The organism is Pseudomonas sp. SORGH_AS_0199, from assembly GCF_031453735.1.
GTDB lineage: Bacteria > Pseudomonadota > Gammaproteobacteria > Pseudomonadales > Pseudomonadaceae > Chryseomonas > Chryseomonas aestiva.
On record NZ_JAVJAE010000001.1, the window covers coordinates 2,625,216 to 2,644,119 of the forward strand.

The 18,904-nt window shown below is 64.0% G+C and carries 14 protein-coding genes and 6 tRNA genes; 15 read left to right on the forward strand and 5 right to left on the reverse strand.

The features are described 5' to 3' along the window. Together lon and QE444_RS12365 are read left to right on the forward strand one after the other, a co-directional pair. Positions 1 to 2,397, forward strand: a complete 2,397-nt coding sequence (gene lon / locus QE444_RS12360; RefSeq protein ID WP_133859301.1) for an endopeptidase La — start codon at positions 1 to 3, stop codon at positions 2,395 to 2,397. A gap of 174 nt (positions 2,398 to 2,571) precedes the next feature. Then, the gene (locus QE444_RS12365) at positions 2,572 to 4,428 is read left to right on the forward strand and encodes a SurA N-terminal domain-containing protein (protein ID WP_309738797.1); all 1,857 of its coding nucleotides are present in this window, start codon (positions 2,572 to 2,574) and stop codon (positions 4,426 to 4,428) included. A gap of 100 nt (positions 4,429 to 4,528) precedes the next feature. Here the strand turns inward: QE444_RS12365 and cysK are convergent, their stop codons facing one another. Then, the gene (gene cysK, locus QE444_RS12370; RefSeq protein ID WP_309738799.1) at positions 4,529 to 5,503 is read right to left on the reverse strand and encodes a cysteine synthase A; all 975 of its coding nucleotides are present in this window, start codon (positions 5,501 to 5,503) and stop codon (positions 4,529 to 4,531) included. Positions 5,504 to 5,613: 110 nt separating this feature from the next. On the opposite strand from cysK, the gene QE444_RS12375 reads away from it, so the two are divergent. Together QE444_RS12375 and QE444_RS12380 are read left to right on the forward strand one after the other, a co-directional pair. Continuing rightward, on the forward strand, positions 5,614 to 6,447 hold the full coding sequence (locus tag QE444_RS12375) for a MoxR family ATPase (RefSeq protein ID WP_309738801.1): 834 nt from the start codon (positions 5,614 to 5,616) through the stop codon (positions 6,445 to 6,447). Positions 6,448 to 6,455: 8 nt separating this feature from the next. Next, positions 6,456 to 7,631, forward strand: a complete 1,176-nt coding sequence (locus tag QE444_RS12380) for a VWA domain-containing protein (protein ID WP_280307155.1) — start codon at positions 6,456 to 6,458, stop codon at positions 7,629 to 7,631. A 39-nt stretch (positions 7,632 to 7,670) separates the two neighbouring features. Here QE444_RS12380 and htpX read toward each other — a convergent pair whose 3' ends face one another. Together htpX and QE444_RS12390 are read right to left on the reverse strand one after the other, a co-directional pair. Further along, the gene (gene htpX, locus QE444_RS12385; protein ID WP_309738804.1) at positions 7,671 to 8,549 is read right to left on the reverse strand and encodes a protease HtpX; all 879 of its coding nucleotides are present in this window, start codon (positions 8,547 to 8,549) and stop codon (positions 7,671 to 7,673) included. Between the two features lie 193 nt (positions 8,550 to 8,742). Further along, on the reverse strand, positions 8,743 to 9,954 hold the full coding sequence (locus QE444_RS12390) for a pyridoxal phosphate-dependent aminotransferase (RefSeq protein ID WP_133859296.1): 1,212 nt from the start codon (positions 9,952 to 9,954) through the stop codon (positions 8,743 to 8,745). A gap of 155 nt (positions 9,955 to 10,109) precedes the next feature. On the opposite strand from QE444_RS12390, the gene msrB reads away from it, so the two are divergent. The 4 genes from msrB (at position 10,110) to QE444_RS12410 (ending at position 12,471) form a co-directional block, all read left to right on the forward strand. After that, positions 10,110 to 10,511 carry a peptide-methionine (R)-S-oxide reductase MsrB gene (gene msrB, locus QE444_RS12395; RefSeq protein ID WP_309738808.1) on the forward strand — a complete coding sequence of 134 codons (402 nt, stop codon included), beginning with the start codon at positions 10,110 to 10,112 and terminating at the stop codon, positions 10,509 to 10,511. After that, positions 10,508 to 10,993, forward strand: coding sequence for a glutathione peroxidase (locus QE444_RS12400; RefSeq protein ID WP_208690860.1), 486 nt, complete (start codon positions 10,508 to 10,510; stop codon positions 10,991 to 10,993). The genes msrB and QE444_RS12400 overlap by 4 nt, the downstream gene beginning before the upstream one ends. 105 nt (positions 10,994 to 11,098) lie before the next feature. Next, entirely contained in the window at positions 11,099 to 11,986 is an 888-nt protein-coding gene (locus tag QE444_RS12405; RefSeq protein ID WP_280307159.1) for an ATP-binding protein, read from the forward strand. After that, complete coding sequence (locus QE444_RS12410) at positions 11,983 to 12,471, forward strand: GAF domain-containing protein (RefSeq protein ID WP_280307160.1); 489 nt, start codon at positions 11,983 to 11,985, stop codon at positions 12,469 to 12,471. Before QE444_RS12405 ends, QE444_RS12410 begins: the two co-directional genes overlap by 4 nt. A 25-nt stretch (positions 12,472 to 12,496) precedes the next feature. Here QE444_RS12410 and QE444_RS12415 read toward each other — a convergent pair whose 3' ends face one another. Then, entirely contained in the window at positions 12,497 to 13,264 is a 768-nt protein-coding gene (locus QE444_RS12415; RefSeq protein ID WP_252977105.1) for a hypothetical protein, read from the reverse strand. Positions 13,265 to 13,435: 171 nt separating this feature from the next. Here QE444_RS12415 and QE444_RS12420 point away from each other — a divergent pair. The 6 genes from QE444_RS12420 to QE444_RS12445 all read left to right on the forward strand — a co-directional run bounded on the left by QE444_RS12420 (position 13,436) and on the right by QE444_RS12445 (position 14,033). Beyond that, a tRNA-Glu gene (locus QE444_RS12420) sits at positions 13,436 to 13,511 on the forward strand. A 6-nt stretch (positions 13,512 to 13,517) separates the two neighbouring features. Further along, positions 13,518 to 13,593, forward strand: a tRNA-Gly gene (locus QE444_RS12425). A gap of 64 nt (positions 13,594 to 13,657) precedes the next feature. After that, positions 13,658 to 13,733, forward strand: a tRNA-Glu gene (locus QE444_RS12430). A gap of 4 nt (positions 13,734 to 13,737) precedes the next feature. Beyond that, positions 13,738 to 13,813: transfer RNA gene (locus QE444_RS12435), tRNA-Gly, on the forward strand. 64 nt (positions 13,814 to 13,877) lie between these two features. Next, a tRNA-Glu gene (locus tag QE444_RS12440) sits at positions 13,878 to 13,953 on the forward strand. Positions 13,954 to 13,957: 4 nt separating this feature from the next. Next, positions 13,958 to 14,033, forward strand: a tRNA-Gly gene (locus QE444_RS12445). Between the two features lie 91 nt (positions 14,034 to 14,124). Here QE444_RS12445 and QE444_RS12450 read toward each other — a convergent pair. Then, positions 14,125 to 15,120 (reverse strand): sulfate ABC transporter substrate-binding protein, encoded by a 996-nt coding sequence (locus QE444_RS12450; protein WP_158896928.1) that lies wholly within the window; start codon positions 15,118 to 15,120, stop codon positions 14,125 to 14,127. A 167-nt stretch (positions 15,121 to 15,287) separates the two neighbouring features. On the opposite strand from QE444_RS12450, the gene smc reads away from it, so the two are divergent. Then, positions 15,288 to 18,773, forward strand: coding sequence for a chromosome segregation protein SMC (gene smc, locus QE444_RS12455; protein ID WP_309738814.1), 3,486 nt, complete (start codon positions 15,288 to 15,290; stop codon positions 18,771 to 18,773). The last annotated feature ends 131 nt before the right edge of the window (positions 18,774 to 18,904 follow it).

Sequence of the window (18,904 nt, forward strand, 5' to 3'; positions counted from 1 at the left end):
ATGACTACGACGATAGAACTTCCCCTGCTGCCCCTACGTGACGTAGTGGTCTATCCCCACATGGTCATCCCATTGTTCGTCGGAAGGGAAAAGTCCGTCGAGGCCCTCGAAGCCGCCATGGCTGGCGACAAGCAGATCCTGCTGGTCGCGCAGAAGAATCCCGGCGATGACGATCCCGCCGCGGATGACATGTATCACATGGGTACGGTGGCAACCGTTCTCCAGCTGCTCAAGCTGCCCGATGGCACCGTCAAGGTCCTGGTCGAAGGCGAGCAGCGTGGCCGTATCGAGTCCTTCGTCGAAAGCCAGGCCTATGCCCGTGCGCTGGTCACGTTGATCGAGGACAGCGAAGCCCCGGATCGTGAATCCGAGGTTTTTTCGCGCAGCCTGATGAGTCAGTTCGAGCAGTATGTGCAGCTTGGCAAGAAGGTCCCCGCCGAAGTGCTGTCCTCGCTCAACAGCATCGAGGATCCCAGCCGCCTGGTCGATACCATGGCCGCCCACATGGCGCTGAAGATCGAGCAGAAGCAGGAGATCCTCGAGATCACCGAGCTGGGCGCGCGCGTCGAGCACGTGCTGGCCCTGCTGGATGCCGAAATCGACCTCCTGCAGGTGGAGAAGCGCATCCGCGGCCGCGTCAAGAAGCAGATGGAGCGCAGCCAGCGCGAGTACTATCTCAACGAACAGATGAAGGCCATCCAGAAAGAACTGGGTGACATCGACGAAGGACACAACGAGGTCGATGACCTCAAGCGTCGCATCGAAGCGGCTGGTCTACCCAAGGATGCCCTGACCAAGGCCAATGCCGAGCTGAACAAGCTCAAGCAGATGTCGCCGATGTCCGCTGAAGCCACCGTGGTGCGCTCCTACATCGACTGGCTGGTCAACGTGCCGTGGCAGGCCGAGAGCAAGGTCCGCCTGGACCTGGGCCGTGCCGAGGAAGTCCTCGACAAGGATCACTACGGTCTTGAAGAGGTGAAGGAACGCATCCTCGAATACCTCGCCGTGCAGAAGCGCGTGAAGAAGGTACGCGGCCCGGTGCTGTGCCTGGTCGGCCCGCCTGGCGTGGGCAAGACTTCCCTGGCCGAGTCCATCGCTCGCTCCACCGGTCGCAAGTTCGTGCGCATGGCCCTGGGTGGCGTGCGTGACGAAGCCGAGATCCGCGGTCACCGTCGCACCTACATCGGCTCCATGCCGGGTCGCCTCATCCAGAAGATGACCAAGGTCGGGGTGCGCAATCCGCTGTTCCTGCTCGACGAAATCGACAAGATGGGCAACGACATGCGTGGCGATCCTGCCTCAGCATTGCTCGAGGTTCTGGATCCGGAGCAGAACCACACCTTCAACGACCATTACCTCGAAGTGGACTATGACCTCTCCGACGTGATGTTCGTCTGCACCGCCAACTCCATGAACATTCCGGCGCCGCTGCTGGACCGCATGGAAGTGATTCGCCTGCCGGGCTATACCGAGGCGGAAAAGGTCAACATCGCCATCCGCTACCTGATTCCCAAGCAGGTCAAGGCCAATGGCCTGAAGAAGGGCGAGGTGGAGTTCGATGAAGACGCCCTACGCGACATCATCCGCTACTACACCCGCGAAGCGGGCGTTCGGAGCCTGGAACGGCAGGTCGCCAAGGTCTGCCGCAAGGTGGTCAAGCAGCACGCCCTGAGCAAGGAGCGTACCGCCAGCGTCACCGTGGACACCCTGGAGCACTGGCTGGGCGTGCGCAAGTTCCGCTACGGTCTCGCCGAGCAGCAGGATCAGATCGGTCAGGTGACCGGGCTGGCCTGGACCCAGGTGGGTGGCGAATTGCTGACCATCGAGTCCGCGGTCGTTCCCGGCAAGGGCCAGATGATCAAGACCGGCTCGCTGGGCGATGTGATGGCCGAGTCCATTACCGCGGCCCTGACCGTAGTGCGCAGCCGTGGCCGCAGCCTGGGTATTCCCAAGGACTTCCACGAGAAGCACGACATCCATATCCACGTTCCCGAAGGCGCGACGCCCAAGGACGGTCCGAGTGCCGGTATCGGCATGTGCACGGCGCTGGTCTCGGCTGCTACCCGCATTCCGGTACGGGCCGACGTGGCCATGACCGGCGAGATCACCCTGCGTGGTCAGGTTCTGGCCATTGGTGGCCTCAAGGAAAAGCTGCTCGCAGCCCACCGCGGCGGCATCCGTACCGTGATCATTCCGGAAGAAAACGTCCGGGATCTGCGGGACATTCCGGACAACATCAAGGCCGACTTGCAGATCAAGCCAGTCAAATGGATTGACGAGGTCTTGGAGGTTGCGCTGCAATACACGCCGGAGCCGCTTCCGGACGATGGTCCGGAGCTCGTCAGCAAGGACGAGAAGCGGGATCAGGAAGGCAAGGAGCGCGTCAGTACCCACTGACGGCGCACCTGGGCCTGATGGGCGGGCTGCCAGACGAGGTTGCTGGTGCTCCGCCGTCCTGCTGGATGCAAGGTCCTTGATCGATGAAAAGGCGCATCTCGAGATGCGCCTTTTCGCTATTTGCTATTCGACGATTTCGCCATGGCCGGTCCGGCCACAGCTCGTGGGGGGAACATGCTACAAAACATCAGGGACCGTTCGCAGGGATGGATTGCCAAAGTCATCATCGGATTCATCATCCTGCTGATGGCACTGACCGGCTTCGAAGCGATCATCCGCGCCACGGGTCACCAGGGCGCCGTCGCTCTGGTCAACGGCGACGAGATCAAGCAGACGGAGCTGGCTCAGGCCGTGGAGATGCAGCGTCGCCAGCTGCAGCAGCAATTGGGTCAGGGCTTCGATCCGTCCAGCCTGGATGATCGTCTGCTGCGCGAGTCCGCGCTCAAGGCACTGATCGACAAGCAACTGCTGCTGCAGAGCGCCAAGGCCGATCACTTCGCCTTTTCCGAACAGGCGCTGGATCAGCTGATCCTCAATACCCCCGAATTCCAGACCGAAGGGCGTTTCGATCCCCAGCGCTTCGATCAGGCCGTTCGCCAGATGAACTACAACCGCCTGCAGTTCCGCGATCTGCTGCGTGACGAGATGCTGATCGGTCAGCTACGCGCCGGCATCGTCGGCAGCAACTTCGTCACCGACGCCGATATCGAGGCTTTCGCCGCACTCGAACGCCAGACCCGTGATTTCGCCATGCGCACCGTCAAGGCCTCGCCGGCCGGCATCACGCCGACCCAGGACGAAGTCCAGGCCTACTATGACGGCCACAAGAACGCCTTCATGACGCCCGAACAGGTGGTCATCGAATATGTCGAGCTGAAGAAGGATGCCTTCCTGGCCAAGGCCAAGGTCGACGAAAGCCGCCTGCAGGCCGCCTACAAGTCCGAGATCGCCAACCTGTCGGAGCAGCGTGACGCCGCCCATATCCTCATCGAGGTCAACGACAAGCAGAACGACGACCAGGCCAAGGCCAAGATTCAGCAGATCCAGGAACGCCTGAAGAAGGGTGAGGACTTCGCCAAGCTGGCCAAGGAGTTCTCCCAGGACCCAGGTTCGGCGGCCAACGGCGGTGACCTCGGCTTCGCCGGTCGCGGCGTCTATGACCCGGCCTTCGAAGAGGCCTTGTATGCCCTGGCACCCCAGCAGGTGTCGGCCCCGGTGCGCACCAGCTTTGGCTGGCACCTGATCAAGCTGCAGGGTGTGCAGGCGCCGGAAGTACCCACCCTGGCCAGTGTCCGGCCGCGTCTGGAGCAGCAGCTCAAGGCGGAAGACGCCGACCGCCTGTTCGTGGAAGCGGGCCGCAAGCTGGAAAGCTCCGCCTATGAATCCTCCGACCTGAGCCAGCCGGCCCAGGAACTGGGTCTGCAGGTCAAGACCAGCGCTCCCTTCGGTCGTGAAGGAGGCGAGGGGCTGACCGCCAACCGTCAGGTGATCGAGGCGGCCTTCAGCGAGGACGTCCTGCGCAACGGCGCCAACAGCACCGCGCTGCAGCTCGATCCGGAGACCCTGGTGGTGATCCGCGACAAGGAGCATCGTACGCCGCAGCTGCAACCCCTGGATGCGGTCAGGAAGGAGATCGTAACCCGCCTAACCCAGGAAAAGGCCGCAGCCGCAGCCAAGCAGGCTGGCGAAGAACAGCTCAAGACCCTGCAGGCAGGTGGCAAGGCCGCCGCGGGTGACTGGCGTACCGTCGAAGCCGCCACCCGCAACCAGGAGGGCGTCGATCCCCAGGTGCTGCAGGCGGCCTTCCGCATGGCCAAGCCGGAAGCCGACAAGCCGTCCTATGCCGGCATCAGCCTGCAGAATGGAGATTTCGTGCTGATCCGCCTGCAGGGCGTAGGGGTACCCAAGGAAGCCCTGAGCGCCGAGGACAAGGCGTTGTACCGCCGCTACCTCGCCTCGCGCGCCGGACAGGTCGATTTCGCCGCCTACCGTCGGGCCCTGGACGCCAAGGCCGAGATCAAGCATCTCTGATACGAAAAAAGCCCGGGAAACCGGGCTTTTTCTTGAGTGGCGGTAAGGGGCTCAATGGCGGTCAACCCCGCAATGGAAGAGGGCTGTGGCCGGCAAAGTCCTACTGGACCAGCTCCTGCTCGTCGAACAGGTCATCGAACAACATGGTCGACAGATAGCGCTCACCGGAATCCGGCAGGATGACCACGATGGTCTTGCCCTGCATCTCCGGCGTCTCGGCCAGTCGGATCGCCGCGGCCATGGCGGCGCCGCAGGAAATGCCACAGAGAATGCCTTCCTCGCGCATCAGCCGCTGGGCCATCAGCTTGGCCTGCTCATCGCTCACCTGCTCGACGCGATCGACCATGGCAAGGTCCAGATTGCCGGGCACGAAGCCGGCGCCGATGCCCTGGATCTTGTGCGGGCTGGGTTTCACCTCGGCACCGGCGAGGGTCTGGCTGATGACCGGCGAGGTCTCCGGCTCGACGGCCACCGACAGGATCGGCTTGCCCTTGGTGTTCTTGATGAAGCGCGAGATGCCGGTCAGGGTGCCGCCGGTACCCACGCCAGCCACCAGTACATCGATGGCGCCATCGGTGTCGTTCCAGATCTCGGGGCCGGTGGTCTTCTCGTGGATGGCCGGATTGGCCGGGTTGTCGAATTGCTGCGGCATGAAATAGCGAGCGGGTTCGCTCTCGGCGATTTCCCGGGCCTTTTCGATGGCGCCCTTCATGCCCTTGGCCGGCTCGGTCAGCACCAGCTCCGCACCCAGCGCCTTGAGCACCTTGCGCCGCTCCAGGCTCATGGAGGCGGGCATGGTCAGCACCAGGCGGTAACCCCGGGCTGCCGCGACATAGGCCAGGCCGATCCCCGTATTGCCCGACGTCGGCTCCACCAGGCTCATGCCGGGCTTGAGCAGCCCCTTGGCTTCCGCGTCCCAGATCAGGTTGGCACCGATGCGGCACTTGACCGAATAGCCCGGATTGCGTCCCTCGATCTTGGCGAGCAGGGTGACGCCCTTGGGACCGAGACGATTGATGTAGACCAGCGGCGTATTGCCGATGGACTGGGCATTGTCAGCGAAGATGCGGCTCATGACGGATCCTGTACGGCGCGGAAAACTCGCAGCCTAGGCCTTGCGTCCGATGACGTCCAGCCCGGGCGCGGCATGCTATCGTCAGGCAAAACAGCTGCCGAGGATCAGTGATGGCCTTTCAGGGTACCGAGCGTTATGTGGCCACGGCCGAACTCAGTCTGGCGGTGAATGCGGCCATCCGGCTGGGGCGTCCGTTGCTGGTGAAGGGCGAGCCGGGCACCGGCAAGACGCTGCTGGCCGAGCAGGTGGCCCAGAGCCAGGGCGCGCGGCTGATCACCTGGCATGTGAAGTCCACCACCAAGGCGCAGCAGGGCCTCTATGAATACGACGCCGTGAGCCGCCTGCGTGATTCCCAACTCGGCGATCCCCGGGTGCAGGAGGTGGCGAACTACATCAAGCCGGGCAAGCTGTGGGACGCCTTTACCGCCGAGGATCCGGTGGTGCTGCTGATCGACGAGATCGACAAGGCCGACATCGAATTTCCCAACGATCTGCTGCTGGAACTCGATCGCATGGAGTTCCACGTCTACGAGACCGGCGAGACCATCCGCGCCCAGCGACGCCCGATCATCATCATCACCTCCAACAACGAAAAGGAGTTGCCGGACGCCTTCCTGCGTCGCTGCTTCTTCCATTTCATCCGCTTTCCCGAGCGCGAAACCCTCGAGCGCATCGTCCAGGTGCGCTATCCCGATCTCCAGCAGCGTCTGGTCCAGGAGGCCCTGGATCTCTTCCTCGACCTGCGCAGCGTGCCGGGGCTGAAGAAGAAACCGTCCACCTCGGAGCTGGTGGACTGGCTGGCGCTGCTGCTGGGCGATGAGGCGGCGCAGCGGGCACTGCATGGCGAGAGTGGCCTGCCGCCGCTGGCGGGCGCCCTGTTGAAGAACGAGCAGGATCTGCAGTTGCTCGAGCGCCAGGCCTTCATGCGTCGTCGGCGGAGCTGAGGAGAGGCATGTTCCTCGACTTCTTCACCCGACTCAGGGCGGCGGGCATCCCGGTGTCCCTGGGCGAACTGCTGGATCTGCATGCTGCCCTGGATGCGGGCCTGGTGGTGGCCGATCCCGACGCCTTCTATCTGCTGGCCCGTGCGGTGCTGGTCAAGGACGAGCGCTTCTTCGACCGTTTCGATCAGGTCTATGCCGGTGAGGTGGCCAGGTCGGAGCGCTCGGCGGATACGCAGGCGATTCCTGCGGACTGGCTGCGACTGGAGCTGCAACGGCGGCTGTCCGAGGAGGATCGCCAGCGGCTACTGGCGCTGGGTGGCCTCGATGAATTGCTCGCCACCCTGCAGCAGCGCCTCGGCGACCAGCGCGAGCGGCATGCCGGCGGCAACAAGTGGATAGGCACGGGAGGCACCAGTCCCTTCGGCAGCGGTGGCTACAATCCCTTCGGCGTACGCATCGGCGAGGCCGGTACCCGGCAGGGGCAAGCGGCCAAGGTCTGGGAGCAGCGCGACTACCGTAACCTGGACGATCGCGCGCCGCTGGACCGCCGCAACCTGCAACTGGCCCTGCGCCGGCTCAGGCGCTTCGCCCGCCAGGGCGCGGCGGCGGAATTCGATCTGGAGGGCACCGTCGCGGCCACGGCACGCGAGGGTGGTCTGCTGGACGTGCGCTATCGACCGGAACGGCACAATGCGACCAAGGTGCTGCTGCTACTCGATGTCGGCGGCTCCATGGATCTGCATGTGCGCCTGTGCAGCGAGTTGTTCAGCGCCTGTCGCCTGGAGTTTCGCCACCTGGAGTACTACTACTTCCACAATTGCGTCTATGAACGCGTCTGGCGTGACAATGCCCGGCGCCATGAGGAGGGGCTGAACACCGCCGACCTGCTGCGCCGCTATGGCGCGGACTACCGCCTGGTGATCGTCGGCGACGCCAGCATGGGGCCCTACGAGATCACCCATCCAGGTGGCAGCGTCGAGCACTGGAACGAAGAGCCCGGTGCCCTGTGGATCCAGCGACTCTGCCAGCACTTCCCACGGGCGGCCTGGCTCAACCCCTATCCCCAGGAGGGCTGGGCCAGCAGCACCTCGATCCAGCTGCTGCGCGAACTCATGGTCCAGCGCATGTTTCCCCTGACCGGCGAGGGGCTAGGCGAGGCCATTCGATCCTTGACTCGCCCATGAAAAAACCCGGCCGAAGCCGGGTTTTTTCATCGTTCGCGCTTAGCGCTGACCGTAGCGGCGCAGGGCCTCGATGCGGTCTTCCAGCGGCGGGTGGCTCATCAGCAGACCGGCCAGGCCGTTCTTCAGCGAGCCGTTGATGCCGAAGGCGTTGAGGGTGTCGGGCATCTGCACCGGGATACCCTGCTCGGCACGCAGGCGCTGCAGGGCGCCGATCATGGCATTGGGGCCGGCCAAGCGCGCACCGGCTTCGTCGGCGCGGAATTCGCGTTTTCGCGAGAACCACATGACGATGACGCTGGCCAGGATGCCCAGCACCAGTTCGGCGACGATGGTGGTCACGAAGTAGGCGATGCCGTGGCCTTCCTCGTTCTTGAAGATGGCCTTGTCGACGAAGTTGCCGAAGATCCGCGCGAAGAACATCACGAAGGTGTTCACCACGCCCTGGATCAGCGCCAGGGTCACCATATCGCCATTGGCGACGTGGCCGATCTCGTGGGCCAGCACCGCACGCACCTCTTCGGGCGAGAAGCGCTCCAGCAGGCCCTGGCTGACCGCGACGAGAGCGTCGTTGCGGTTCCAGCCGGTGGCGAAGGCGTTGGCCTCGTAGGCCGGGAAGATGCCGACCTCGGGGGTCTTGATGCCGGCTTCGCGGGCCAGCTCCTCGACGGTCTGCAGCAGCCACTGCTCATGGCGGGTCCGCGGCTGGCTGATGACCTCGGTGCGGGTGCTCATCTTCGCCATCCACTTGGAGATGAACAGCGAGACCAGCGAGCCGGCGAAACCGAACACGGCACAGAACACCAGCAGACTGCCATAGTTCTGACCGGTGTAGCGATCCACGCCAAGCACCTTCAAGGTGATGCTGGCAACGATCAGCACCGCCAGGTTGGTAGCCAGAAATAACAGAATGCGCATCATGGTGGGGTACAGCTCCTCACAGGTTTATCTGCCGGCTATATAAGGTTCGGCCCCGATCCATTCAACGTTTCCTCTATTGCAAACTGTGTCGTCGATGGTCTGGCCGTTCAGGCGATGGCGGTCACGCAAGGGCCGGCGCTGGTTGACGCCGCGGGTGGCGCCAACCGATGAAAGACCCGGAAATGCTTTACCGCTACTGGGAGTAGCCACCGAGGAAGTTGCCGATGCGGCCGATGGCCTGCTCCAGGTCATCGACGCGGGGCAGGGTGACGACGCGGAAGTGGTCGGGCCAGGGCCAGTTGAAGGCCGTGCCCTGGACCACCAGCAGCTTTTCCGAAAGCAGCAGGTCGAGGACGAATTTCTCGTCGTTGTGGATGGGACAGACCTTGGGGTCGATGCGCGGGAAGGCGTAGAGCGCGCCCATCGGCTTCACGCAGCTGACCCCGGGAATGTCGTTGAGCAGCTCCCAGGTGCGATTGCGCTGTTCCAGCAGGCGTCCGTGCGGCAGCACCAGGTCGTTGATGCTCTGGTAGCCGCCCAGCGCGGTCTGGATCGCATGCTGCGCCGGCACGTTGGCGCACAGGCGCATGTTGGCGAGGATGTCGAGGCCTTCGATATAGCTGTGGGCGCGATGCTTGGGGCCCGAGACGATCAGCCAGCCCGAGCGGAAACCGGCGACGCGATAGGACTTGGACAGCCCGTTGAAGGTCAGGCACAGGACGTCCGGTGCCAGGGAGGCGGTGGAGATGTGCTGGGCTTCGTCGTAGAGGATCTTGTCGTAGATCTCGTCGGAGAACAGCACCAGGTTGTGCCGCCGTGCCAGTTCGACGATGCCTTCCAGCACCTCCTTGGAGTAGACCGCGCCGGTGGGGTTGTTCGGATTGATCAGCACCAGCGCCTTGGTGTTGCTGGTGATCTTGGCTTCCATGTCCGCCAGGTCGGGGAACCAGCCCGCCTGCTCGTCGCACAGGTAGTGCACCGGCTTGCCGCCGGCCAGGCTGACCGCGGCGGTCCATAGCGGGTAGTCCGGCGCCGGGATCAGCACCTCGTCGTTGTTGTTGAGCAGCGCCTGCATGGCCATGACGATCAGCTCGGAGACGCCATTGCCGAGGTAGATGTCCTCGATGCCGACACCCTCAATGCGCTTCTGCTGGCAGTACTGCATCACCGCCTTGCGCGCGCTGAACAGACCCTTGGAGTCGCTGTAGCCCTGGGCGGTCGGCAGATTGCGGATGACGTCCTGCAGGATCTCCTCGGGCGCCTCGAAGCCGAAGGGTGCCGGGTTGCCGATGTTGAGCTTCAGGATGCGGTGGCCTTCCTCTTCGAGGCGCTTGGCATGCTTGAGGACCGGGCCGCGGATGTCGTAGCAGACATTGGCGAGCTTGTTCGACTTGGAGACCTGCATGGGGAAATGAATCCTGGAAAAGGGCGAGAAAGACTCGGCGGGAACGGACGCCGACCGGCGCTTGGCAGCATCCGGGGGCGGATGCCAGACTGAGCGGGAATCATACGGCTGCATCGCCTGTTACAAAAGATGCGCCGGCATCCAGCGAGGTCATCATGGAAAAAGTACAGCGTAGCCCGGAAGACTGGCGTGAGCGCCTGACCGACGATCAGTTTCGCGTCTGTCGCCTGGCCGCGACCGAAAGACCCTACACCGGCGCCTACTGCAATACCAAGACGCCCGGCGTCTATCACTGCGCCTGCTGCGAGCTGGCACTGTTCGACTCCAGCACCAAGTTCGATTCCGGCTGCGGCTGGCCCAGCTATTACGCGCCCATCGCTGCCGAGGCGGTACGGGAAAAGGAGGACTTCAGTCACGGCATGCACCGCGTCGAGGTGCTCTGCGCCCGTTGCGATGCACACCTGGGACACGTCTTTCCCGACGGTCCGCCACCGACCGGCCTGCGCTACTGCATCAATTCGGTGGCCTTGCAGCTGCAACCCAGGGTCTCCGCGTGATCAAGGACCTCCTCAGCCTGCCGTTCGAAACGGCTGACGGCCAGCGGGCCTGCCTGGCCGACTGGCCAGCGCGGGCCTATCTGGTGGTCAATACCGCCAGTCGTTGCGGCTTCACCCGCCAGTACGATGGCCTTGAGCTATTGCAGCAGCGCTATCTGGCCCAAGGGCTGCGGGTGATCGTCTTTCCCTGCAACCAGTTCGGCGGCCAGGAGCCTGGCAGCAATGCCGAGATCCAGACCTTCTGCCTGACCCGCTTCAACGTCAGCTTTCCAGTGATGGCCAAGCTCGACGTCAACGGCGACGGCGCCCATCCGCTGTTCGTCGCCCTCAAACAGGCGGCTCCGGGCCTCCTGGGCGGCGCGATCCGCTGGAATTTCACCAAGTTCCTGGTCACGCCGGCGCAGGGGCGCGTGCAGCGCTTCGCGCCCATCACCCGGCCGTCGCAGCTGGAAAAGCATGTCCGCCAGGCGCTGGCGTCCTAGCACCTGGTTCGTCCGGCCTTTGTCTGGAAGATAAAGGTCATACGATAATGCGCGGCCTGGCTGGCGGCTGGCCCGCTTCTCTTCTTGTCGTCAAGGATCATCCCTGTGAATGCCTCCCTAGAAGACTTTCTGCTCCACGCGCGGCAGGTGCTGGAGCGTCTCGAACCCCTGTTGCCCCATCGTCGCGAACCGCTGGACTGGCAGCGCTGCTATGCCGCGCGCTGGCGCCGGGAGGGCCATGGCGGCTATCTGCAGCCGCTCGAGGTCAATCTGGAACTGCGCCTGGCCGATCTGCTGGGTATCGATCGCCAGCGCGACCAGCTCGCCCGCAACACCCGGCAATTCGTGGCTGGACTGCCAGCCAACCACAGTTTGCTGTGGGGCGCGCGGGGCACCGGCAAGTCGTCGCTGATCCGGGCGTTGCTGGCGGAATATGCCGGTGAGGGTCTGCGGCTGATCGAAATCGAGCGTGACGATCTCGCCGATCTGCCCCGCGCCGTGGAGCAGCTCGCCGGTCAGCCGCAGCGCTTCGTGGTGTTCTGTGACGACCTTTCCTTCGATTCCGGCAGCGACGACTACCGGGTGCTCAAGAGCGTGCTGGATGGCTCCTTGGAGCAGGCGCCGGACAACGTGGTGCTCTATGCCACCTCCAACCGGCGTCATCTGGTGGCCGAACGACAGAGCGACAATGCCAACTGGGAGCACGTCGACGGCGAATTGCATCCGAGCGAGGCGGCCGAAGACAAGATCGCGCTGTCGGATCGCTTCGGTCTGTGGCTGTCCTTCTATCCCTTCACCCAGGATCACTATCTCGCCGTGGTGCGCCACTGGTGCGCGACCCTGGCCGGCAAGTCCGGCCTGCAGCTGGAGTGGTCCGAAGAAGCCGATCGCGAGGCCATCCGCTGGGCTTCCGGTCGCGGCAACCGCAATGGCCGCTGTGCCTATCAATTCGCCCGGCAATGGGTCGGGCTCAAACTGTTGGAGAAAGCATGACCGTAGAACTGACGGGCGTAGGGGCGGGACTCGAAGGCTACGCCATGCTGGCCGCCCAGGTGGAAGCCCTGCTGTCCGGTGAGCGCAATCTGGTGGCCAATGCCGCCCAGCTGTCGGCCTTCATCTATCAGGAGGTGCCGGACCTGAACTGGGCCGGCTTCTATTTCGTCGAGGGTGAGGACCAGCTGCTACTCGGGCCTTTCCAGGGCAAGGTGGCCTGCATGCGCATTCCCTTCAGCAAGGGCGTGTGCGGGGCCGCCGCCCGCGAGCGGCGTACCCAGCGCGTCGAGGATGTCCATGCCTTTCCCGGACATATCGCCTGTGACGCCGCTTCGCGCAGCGAGCTGGTGGTGCCGCTGGTCCAGGGCGGTCGCCTGATCGGCGTACTGGATCTGGACAGTCCGCATCCGGGGCGCTTCAGCGCAGCGGATCAGGCCGGTATCGAAGCGCTGGTAGCGGCCTTTCTGGTCGCGACCGACTGCTGATCGCCGGAGGAGGGCAGGGAAGCCCTCACTCGTAGTCGTTCTTCTTGCGCCAACTGTCGTCCTTGAGCGTGTCCACGCTGTCCGACAGCTCGTTGGAGCTGCTGCTGGCCTGCTCGACCATTTCGCTCTGCTGGCGTTTCACCTGGGTGATCTGCTCTTCCAGATGGGCCAGCAACTCGGTATAGCGCTCGGGTTGCTGCTGCTTGCGAATCTGCATGATCGCCCGCTCGTACGACTGCCGCGCCTGGATGTAGTGCTCGCTCTTGATCTGCTGTTCGGCCTGATAGCGGAAGAATTCCACATAGGTCGCCGTGAGCAGATAGCGCATCTCGCCGACCCAGCGCTGCGCTTCCTGGCCGTCGAGAATGCCGATCTGGTTGGCATGGGCGACGAGTGCATGGAGCATTTCCAGATAACCGCGGACTTCCTTGACCCGCGCCTCGGTATGCACCGGCCGGGCAGCGTTAGCGACTTCGATGTCGTCGCCCTTGGCCAGGGCTTCTTCCAGTTCGGTCTTGCGTGCGGTGAGGCTGGCGGAAGGCGTCTGCAGGGCGGCGAGGCGGGCGATCAGCCCCAGCTCGATGCGGTGAAACAGCTGCTTGAGCGCCGGGGTCATCAGCTGGCCGGGCAGGCTGCCGCCCAGCTGGGCGCAGCGCTTGATGCGGTCGGTGAGATCGGCGACCAGGCGCTGCTTTTCCAGGCGTCCCGCTTCGAGCTTCTGGTTGACGAAGGCGATCATGATCAACACGAGGATGCCAAGTCCCACTACCGCTGCAATCATCGTTGAGGACATGACCTTCTCCATGGTGCTTGCCCGCCGTTTGTCGTGCGAGCGAAGTCGTTGATTTGAAAAGTATTTAATCAGCTATTGACGCCCAGGGTAAGGCTCCCTAGAATGCGCGCACTCCCAACGGCGGCAAGCGTCAGCCGAGTGGTAGGTCAGGGTCCTCAGGGATTCTACCTGGTCCCCTTCGTCTAGTGGCCTAGGACACCGCCCTTTCACGGCGGTAACAGGGGTTCGAGTCCCCTAGGGGACGCCAAAAATTGCGGGAATAGCTCAGTTGGTAGAGCACGACCTTGCCAAGGTCGGGGTCGCGAGTTCGAGTCTCGTTTCCCGCTCCAAATACAATCCGGTTGCCCTCGGGCAGGCGGATGCAAGGTGAAAGGCCTTGCGGAAAGAGGTATCGTCCCCTTCGTCTAGTGGCCTAGGACACCGCCCTTTCACGGCGGTAACAGGGGTTCGAGTCCCCTAGGGGACGCCATATTGCGGGAATAGCTCAGTTGGTAGAGCACGACCTTGCCAAGGTCGGGGTCGCGAGTTCGAGTCTCGTTTCCCGCTCCAAACACAATCTCACGGTTTCATGACAGTGGGATGCAAGGTGAAAGGCCTTGTGGAAAGAGGTTTCGTCCCCTTCGTCTAGTGGCCTAGGACACCGCCCTTTCACGGCGGTAACAGGGGTTCGAGTCCCCTAGGGGACGCCATATTGCGGGAATAGCTCAGTTGGTAGAGCACGACCTTGCCAAGGTCGGGGTCGCGAGTTCGAGTCTCGTTTCCCGCTCCAAACACACAAAAACACCGCCTCAGGGCGGTGTTTTTGTGTGCGCGTCTTTCCGGTCCGCCAGACGCCCGGCATCAGGCCGGGCGCGAGCCGGTCACTGGGGCGTATAGATCTGGTCGAAGACCCCGCCATCGGCGAAGTGGGTCTTCTGGATGCCGCTCCAGGCACCGAATTCCTTCTGCGCATCGATCAGTTCGAGCTTGGGAAAGCGATCGGCGTACTGCGCCAGAATCTGGGCATTGCGCGGGCGCAGGAAGTTGTCCGCGGCGATCTTCTGGCCTTCGTCGGACCAGAGATACCTGAGGTAGTCCTCGGCCTCGGCGCGGGTGCCCTTCTTGTCGACGACACTGTCGACCACGCTCACCGGCGGCTCGGCCTGCACCGAGATGCTCGGATAGACCACCTCGAAGCCACCGCGACCGAATTCCCGCGCGATCATCTCGGCTTCGTTCTCGAAGGTCACCAGGACATCGCCCTGCTGGTTCTTCATGAAGGTGGTGGTGGCGGCGCGACCGCCGGTATCCAGGATGGGTACGTGCTTGAACAGCTCGGCGACGAAGCCGCGGGCTTTCTGCTCATCGCCACCAGGTTGGCGCAGGGCGTAGGTCCAGGCGGAAAGATAGGTGTAGCGACCATTCCCGGAGGTCTTGGGATTGGGCACGATCACCTGGACGCCATCCTTGAGCAGATCGGACCAGTCATGGATGCCCTTGGGATTGCCCTGGCGCACGATGAGTACCGTGGCCGAGGTGAAGGGCGCGCTGCGATCGGGCAGGCGGCTTTCCCAGTCCTTGGGCACCAGGCCGCGATCGGCCAGGGCCTGGATGTCGGTCGCCTGGTTCATGGTGATGACGTCGGCCTGCAGACCGTCGATGACCGCGCGCGCCTGCTTGCTGGAGCCGCCGTGGGACATCTGGATCACCGGCGTTTCGCCGTGCTCGGCTTTCCAGTGCGCCTGGAAGGCCGGATTGTAGTCCTTGTAGAAGTCACGCATCACGTCGTAGGAGACGTTGAGCAGCGGCGGGGCGGCCAGGATCTGGGTGCTGGCCGCCAGGGCGGCGGCGAGCAGGGTGAGGCGAAGGATCTGCATGGGGGCATCCTGCGAGTGGGGGTGCAGGACTATAGCCTGTCGTCCCGACAGCGTGCAGAACGCCTGGAAATAAGCTCATGCGCGGCGACGGCAGTCGTGGTCGCCAGTGGTAGACTTTCACCCTTTCGCCTGCGGTTGGCACGGCGCGGTGGACAAGGGCTCCTGATATGCGGTTGAGGTCGATCAAGCTGGCGGGATTTAAATCCTTCGTCGATCCGACGACGGTGAATTTCCCGAGCAACATGGCAGCGGTGGTCGGCCCCAACGGTTGTGGCAAGTCGAACATCATCGACGCCGTGCGCTGGGTGATGGGCGAGAGTTCGGCCAAGAATCTGCGCGGCGAGTCGATGACCGACGTCATCTTCAACGGCTCCAACAGCCGCAAGCCGGTGTCCCAGGCCTCCATCGAACTGATCTTCGACAACTCCGACCACACCCTGGTGGGGGAGTACGCGAGCTACGCGGAAATCTCCATTCGCCGGCGGGTGACCCGCGAAGGCCAGAACACTTATTTTCTCAACGGCACCAAGTGCCGCCGGCGCGACATCACCGACATCTTCCTCGGTACCGGCCTCGGCCCGCGCAGCTATTCGATCATCGAGCAGGGAATGATCTCCAAGCTGATCGAGGCGCGTCCGGAGGATCTGCGGCACTACATCGAGGAAGCCGCCGGCATCTCCAAGTACAAGGAGCGGCGGCGCGAGACCGAGAATCGCATCCGCCGCACCCAGGAGAATCTCGCCCGTCTTACCGACCTGCGCGAAGAGCTGGAGCGTCAGCTGGAGCGGCTGCACCGTCAGGCGCAGTCGGCCGAGCGCTTTCAGACGTTCAGGCAGGAGGAGCGGCAACTCAAGGCGCAGTTGCAGGCGGTGCGCTGGCGCGAACTGGATGGTCGCGTCGAGCAGCGCGAAAAGGTGATCCGCGACCAGGAGACCGCGCTCGAGGCCCTGACCGCCGAGCAGCGCCAGGCGGATGCCGGTATCGAGCGGCTGCGCGACGGTCATCACGAGCTGAGCGAAGCCTTCAACCTGGTGCAGGGCCGCTTCTACTCCCTGGGGGGTGACATCGCTCGCCTGGAGCAGACCATCCAGCATGGTCAGCAGCGCCAGCGGCAGTTGCAGGACGATCTGCGCGAAGCCGAACAGGCCCGCAGCGAAGCCGAGTCCCACCTGGAGCACGACCGGGTGCTGCTCGCCACCTTCGAAGAAGAGCTGGCGATGCTCGAGCCCGAGGAAGAGGCGGCCCGGGAGCTGGGCGAGGAGGGCGGTGCCGCGCTGGAAGAGGCGGAGCTGGCGCTGGCGGACTGGCAGCAGCGCTGGGAGGCACTCAGTGCGGCGAGCGTCGAGCCACAGCGGGAAGCGGACGTGCAGCAGGCACGCATCCGCTCGCTGGAACAGAGTCTGGAGCGCGGCACGGAACGTCGGCGTCGACTGCGCGACGAGCGCACCCTGCTGGGCGAGGACGGTCCGTCCGAGCGCCTGGTCATGCTGGAAGAGCAGATCGCCGAAGACGAGTTGCTGCTGGAAGGCCTGGCCGAGCAGGAATTGCAGGTCGCCGAGGGTTTGCAGCGGCTGCGGGAAGAATTGCTGGGGCTGGCGGGCGAGCAGAGTCAGCGTCAGGGCGAGTTGCAGCGGCTGGAAGGTCGCATCGCCTCGCTGGAGGCCCTGCAGCAGGCGGCCCTCGCTCCCACAACCGGGGTAGCCCAGTGGCTCGAAGCCGAAGGGCTCGACCAGGCGCCGCAGCTGGCCGACGAGGTGCAGGTCACCCCCGGTTGGGAACTGGCTGTGGAAACCGTGCTGGGTAGCGATCTGCAGGCGGTCTGCCTGGATGATCTGGCGTCTCTGCGGCTCGACACCTTCGCCAGTGGCGCCCTGAACCTCGCGCTGCCCGGTTCGGTAGCGGTGGCGGTGGGCAGCCTGCTGGAGCAGGTGCAGGCACCGCGCGACCTGTCGCCCTGGCTGGGTCAGGTGCTGATCGCGAACAGTTACGACGAAGCTCTGGCGCGGCGGCCGGCCCTGGCCCCGGGGCAGAGTCTGATCACGCCGGAAGGCTACTGGGTCTCCCGGCATTTCCTGCGTGTGCGGCGTGCCCAGGCGGCCGAAGGCAGTGTCCTGGCCCGCGGACGCGAACTGGAAGAGTTGCAGGCACGGCGCCTGGAGTTGAGCGAGGCGCTCGCCCTCCAGGAAGAACGGCTGGAGGATCGTCGCGCGGCCCAGCAGCGGCTGGAAGGCGAGCGTGAAGAGGCGCGGCGGCGCCAGCAGCAGGAGCAGCAGCGGCTGGCCGAGTCGCGCGCCCAGCTGTCCGCGCAACAGGCAAGGGCCGAACAGTTGAGCATCCGTCGCCGGCAGCTGGAGGCCGAGCTCAAGGATGTCGAGCAGCAGCTGGCGCATGAGCAGGAGGAGTTGGGCGAATGCCGGTTGCGCCTGCAGGACGCCCTCGACGCCATGGCCGTGGATACCGAGCAGCGCGCGCTATTGCAGGAACAGCGCGATCGTCATCGGCAGGCGGTGGAAGCGGCGCGCCAGCGCCAGCGCCAGGCTCAGGAACAACTGCATCAGCTGACGGTGCGGCTGACCACCCTGAGAGCCCAGCGTCAGTCGACCTTCCAGGCGCTGGAGCGGCTGGAGTTGCAGACCGCACGCCTCGGCGAGCGCTGCGAGCAGCTCAATCTCAACCTGGAGGAAGGCGGCGAGCCCCTCGATGAATTACGCCTGCGCCTGGAAGAGTTGCTGGAGCGACGTCTGCAGGTGGACGAGGAAATGCGCACGGCGCGGCTGGCGCTGGAGGATGCCGATCGGGAGTTGCGTGATTTCGAGCGGCGGCGGCTGCAGGCGGAACAGCAGGCGACGCTGCTGCGCGGCCAGCTGGAGCAGCATCGCCTGGAGTGGCAGGGCCTGGCGACCCGGCGCAGTGGCTTCGCCGAGCAGCTGGCGGCCAACGGCTACGACCTGCCGACGGTGATCGCGACCCTGCCTGTGGAGGCCAGCGAAGCCGCCTGGGAAGAGCAGCTGGAGGCGGTTGCGGCGCGTATCGCCCGGCTCGGGCCGATCAACCTCGCGGCCATTGACGAATATCAGCAGCAGGCCGAGCGCAAGACCTATCTGGATGCCCAGAACGCCGATCTGGTGGAAGCACTGGAAACCCTGGAAAGCGTCATTCGCAAGATCGATCGGGAGACCCGCAATCGTTTCAAGGACACCTTCGACCAGATCAATCATGGCCTGCAGGCCCTGTTCCCAAAAGTTTTCGGGGGTGGCAGTGCCTACCTGGAACTTACTGGGGAAGATTTACTCGATACCGGGGTTGCGATCATGGCGCGGCCGCCGGGCAAGAAGAACAGCACCATTCATTTGTTGTCGGGTGGCGAAAAGGCCCTAACGGCGCTGGCGCTGGTCTTTGCCATCTTCCAGTTGAATCCGGCGCCGTTCTGCATGCTCGATGAAGTGGATGCGCCCCTGGATGACGCCAACGTCGGCCGTTATGCCCGATTGGTCAAGAGCATGTCGGAGAAGGTGCAGTTCATTTACATCACGCACAACAAGATCGCCATGGAGATGGCCGATCAGCTGCTGGGGGTGACCATGCACGAACCGGGCTGTTCTCGGCTGGTGGCGGTGGATGTGGAAGAGGCGGTGGCCATGGTCGATGCCTAGTACCCCACAGCCTCGCGGCTTGGCGGTGTAAAGTTGGCAGCAGTCGTGCTAGCTTATGGCCGCGCTAGCGGTAAGTGGAAAAAGCTAGGAAGAACACTGACTTGGCGTAGGTTTCGGAGGTTTTGGAAAGA

Coding starts and splice junctions, on each gene's coding strand:
- msrB (WP_309738808.1), top strand. CDS start 10,110: ATGGAAAAAGTACAGCGTAGCCCGGAAGACTGGCGTGAGCGCCTGACC.
- QE444_RS12375 (WP_309738801.1), top strand. CDS start 5,614: ATGGCCTTTCAGGGTACCGAGCGTTATGTGGCCACGGCCGAACTCAGT.
- smc (WP_309738814.1), top strand. CDS start 15,288: ATGCGGTTGAGGTCGATCAAGCTGGCGGGATTTAAATCCTTCGTCGAT.
- QE444_RS12365 (WP_309738797.1), top strand. CDS start 2,572: ATGCTACAAAACATCAGGGACCGTTCGCAGGGATGGATTGCCAAAGTC.
- lon (WP_133859301.1), top strand. CDS start 1: ATGACTACGACGATAGAACTTCCCCTGCTGCCCCTACGTGACGTAGTG.
- QE444_RS12380 (WP_280307155.1), top strand. CDS start 6,456: ATGTTCCTCGACTTCTTCACCCGACTCAGGGCGGCGGGCATCCCGGTG.
- QE444_RS12450 (WP_158896928.1), bottom strand. CDS start 15,120: ATGCAGATCCTTCGCCTCACCCTGCTCGCCGCCGCCCTGGCGGCCAGC.
- cysK (WP_309738799.1), bottom strand. CDS start 5,503: ATGAGCCGCATCTTCGCTGACAATGCCCAGTCCATCGGCAATACGCCG.
- QE444_RS12410 (WP_280307160.1), top strand. CDS start 11,983: ATGACCGTAGAACTGACGGGCGTAGGGGCGGGACTCGAAGGCTACGCC.
- htpX (WP_309738804.1), bottom strand. CDS start 8,549: ATGATGCGCATTCTGTTATTTCTGGCTACCAACCTGGCGGTGCTGATC.
- QE444_RS12415 (WP_252977105.1), bottom strand. CDS start 13,264: ATGTCCTCAACGATGATTGCAGCGGTAGTGGGACTTGGCATCCTCGTG.
- QE444_RS12390 (WP_133859296.1), bottom strand. CDS start 9,954: ATGCAGGTCTCCAAGTCGAACAAGCTCGCCAATGTCTGCTACGACATC.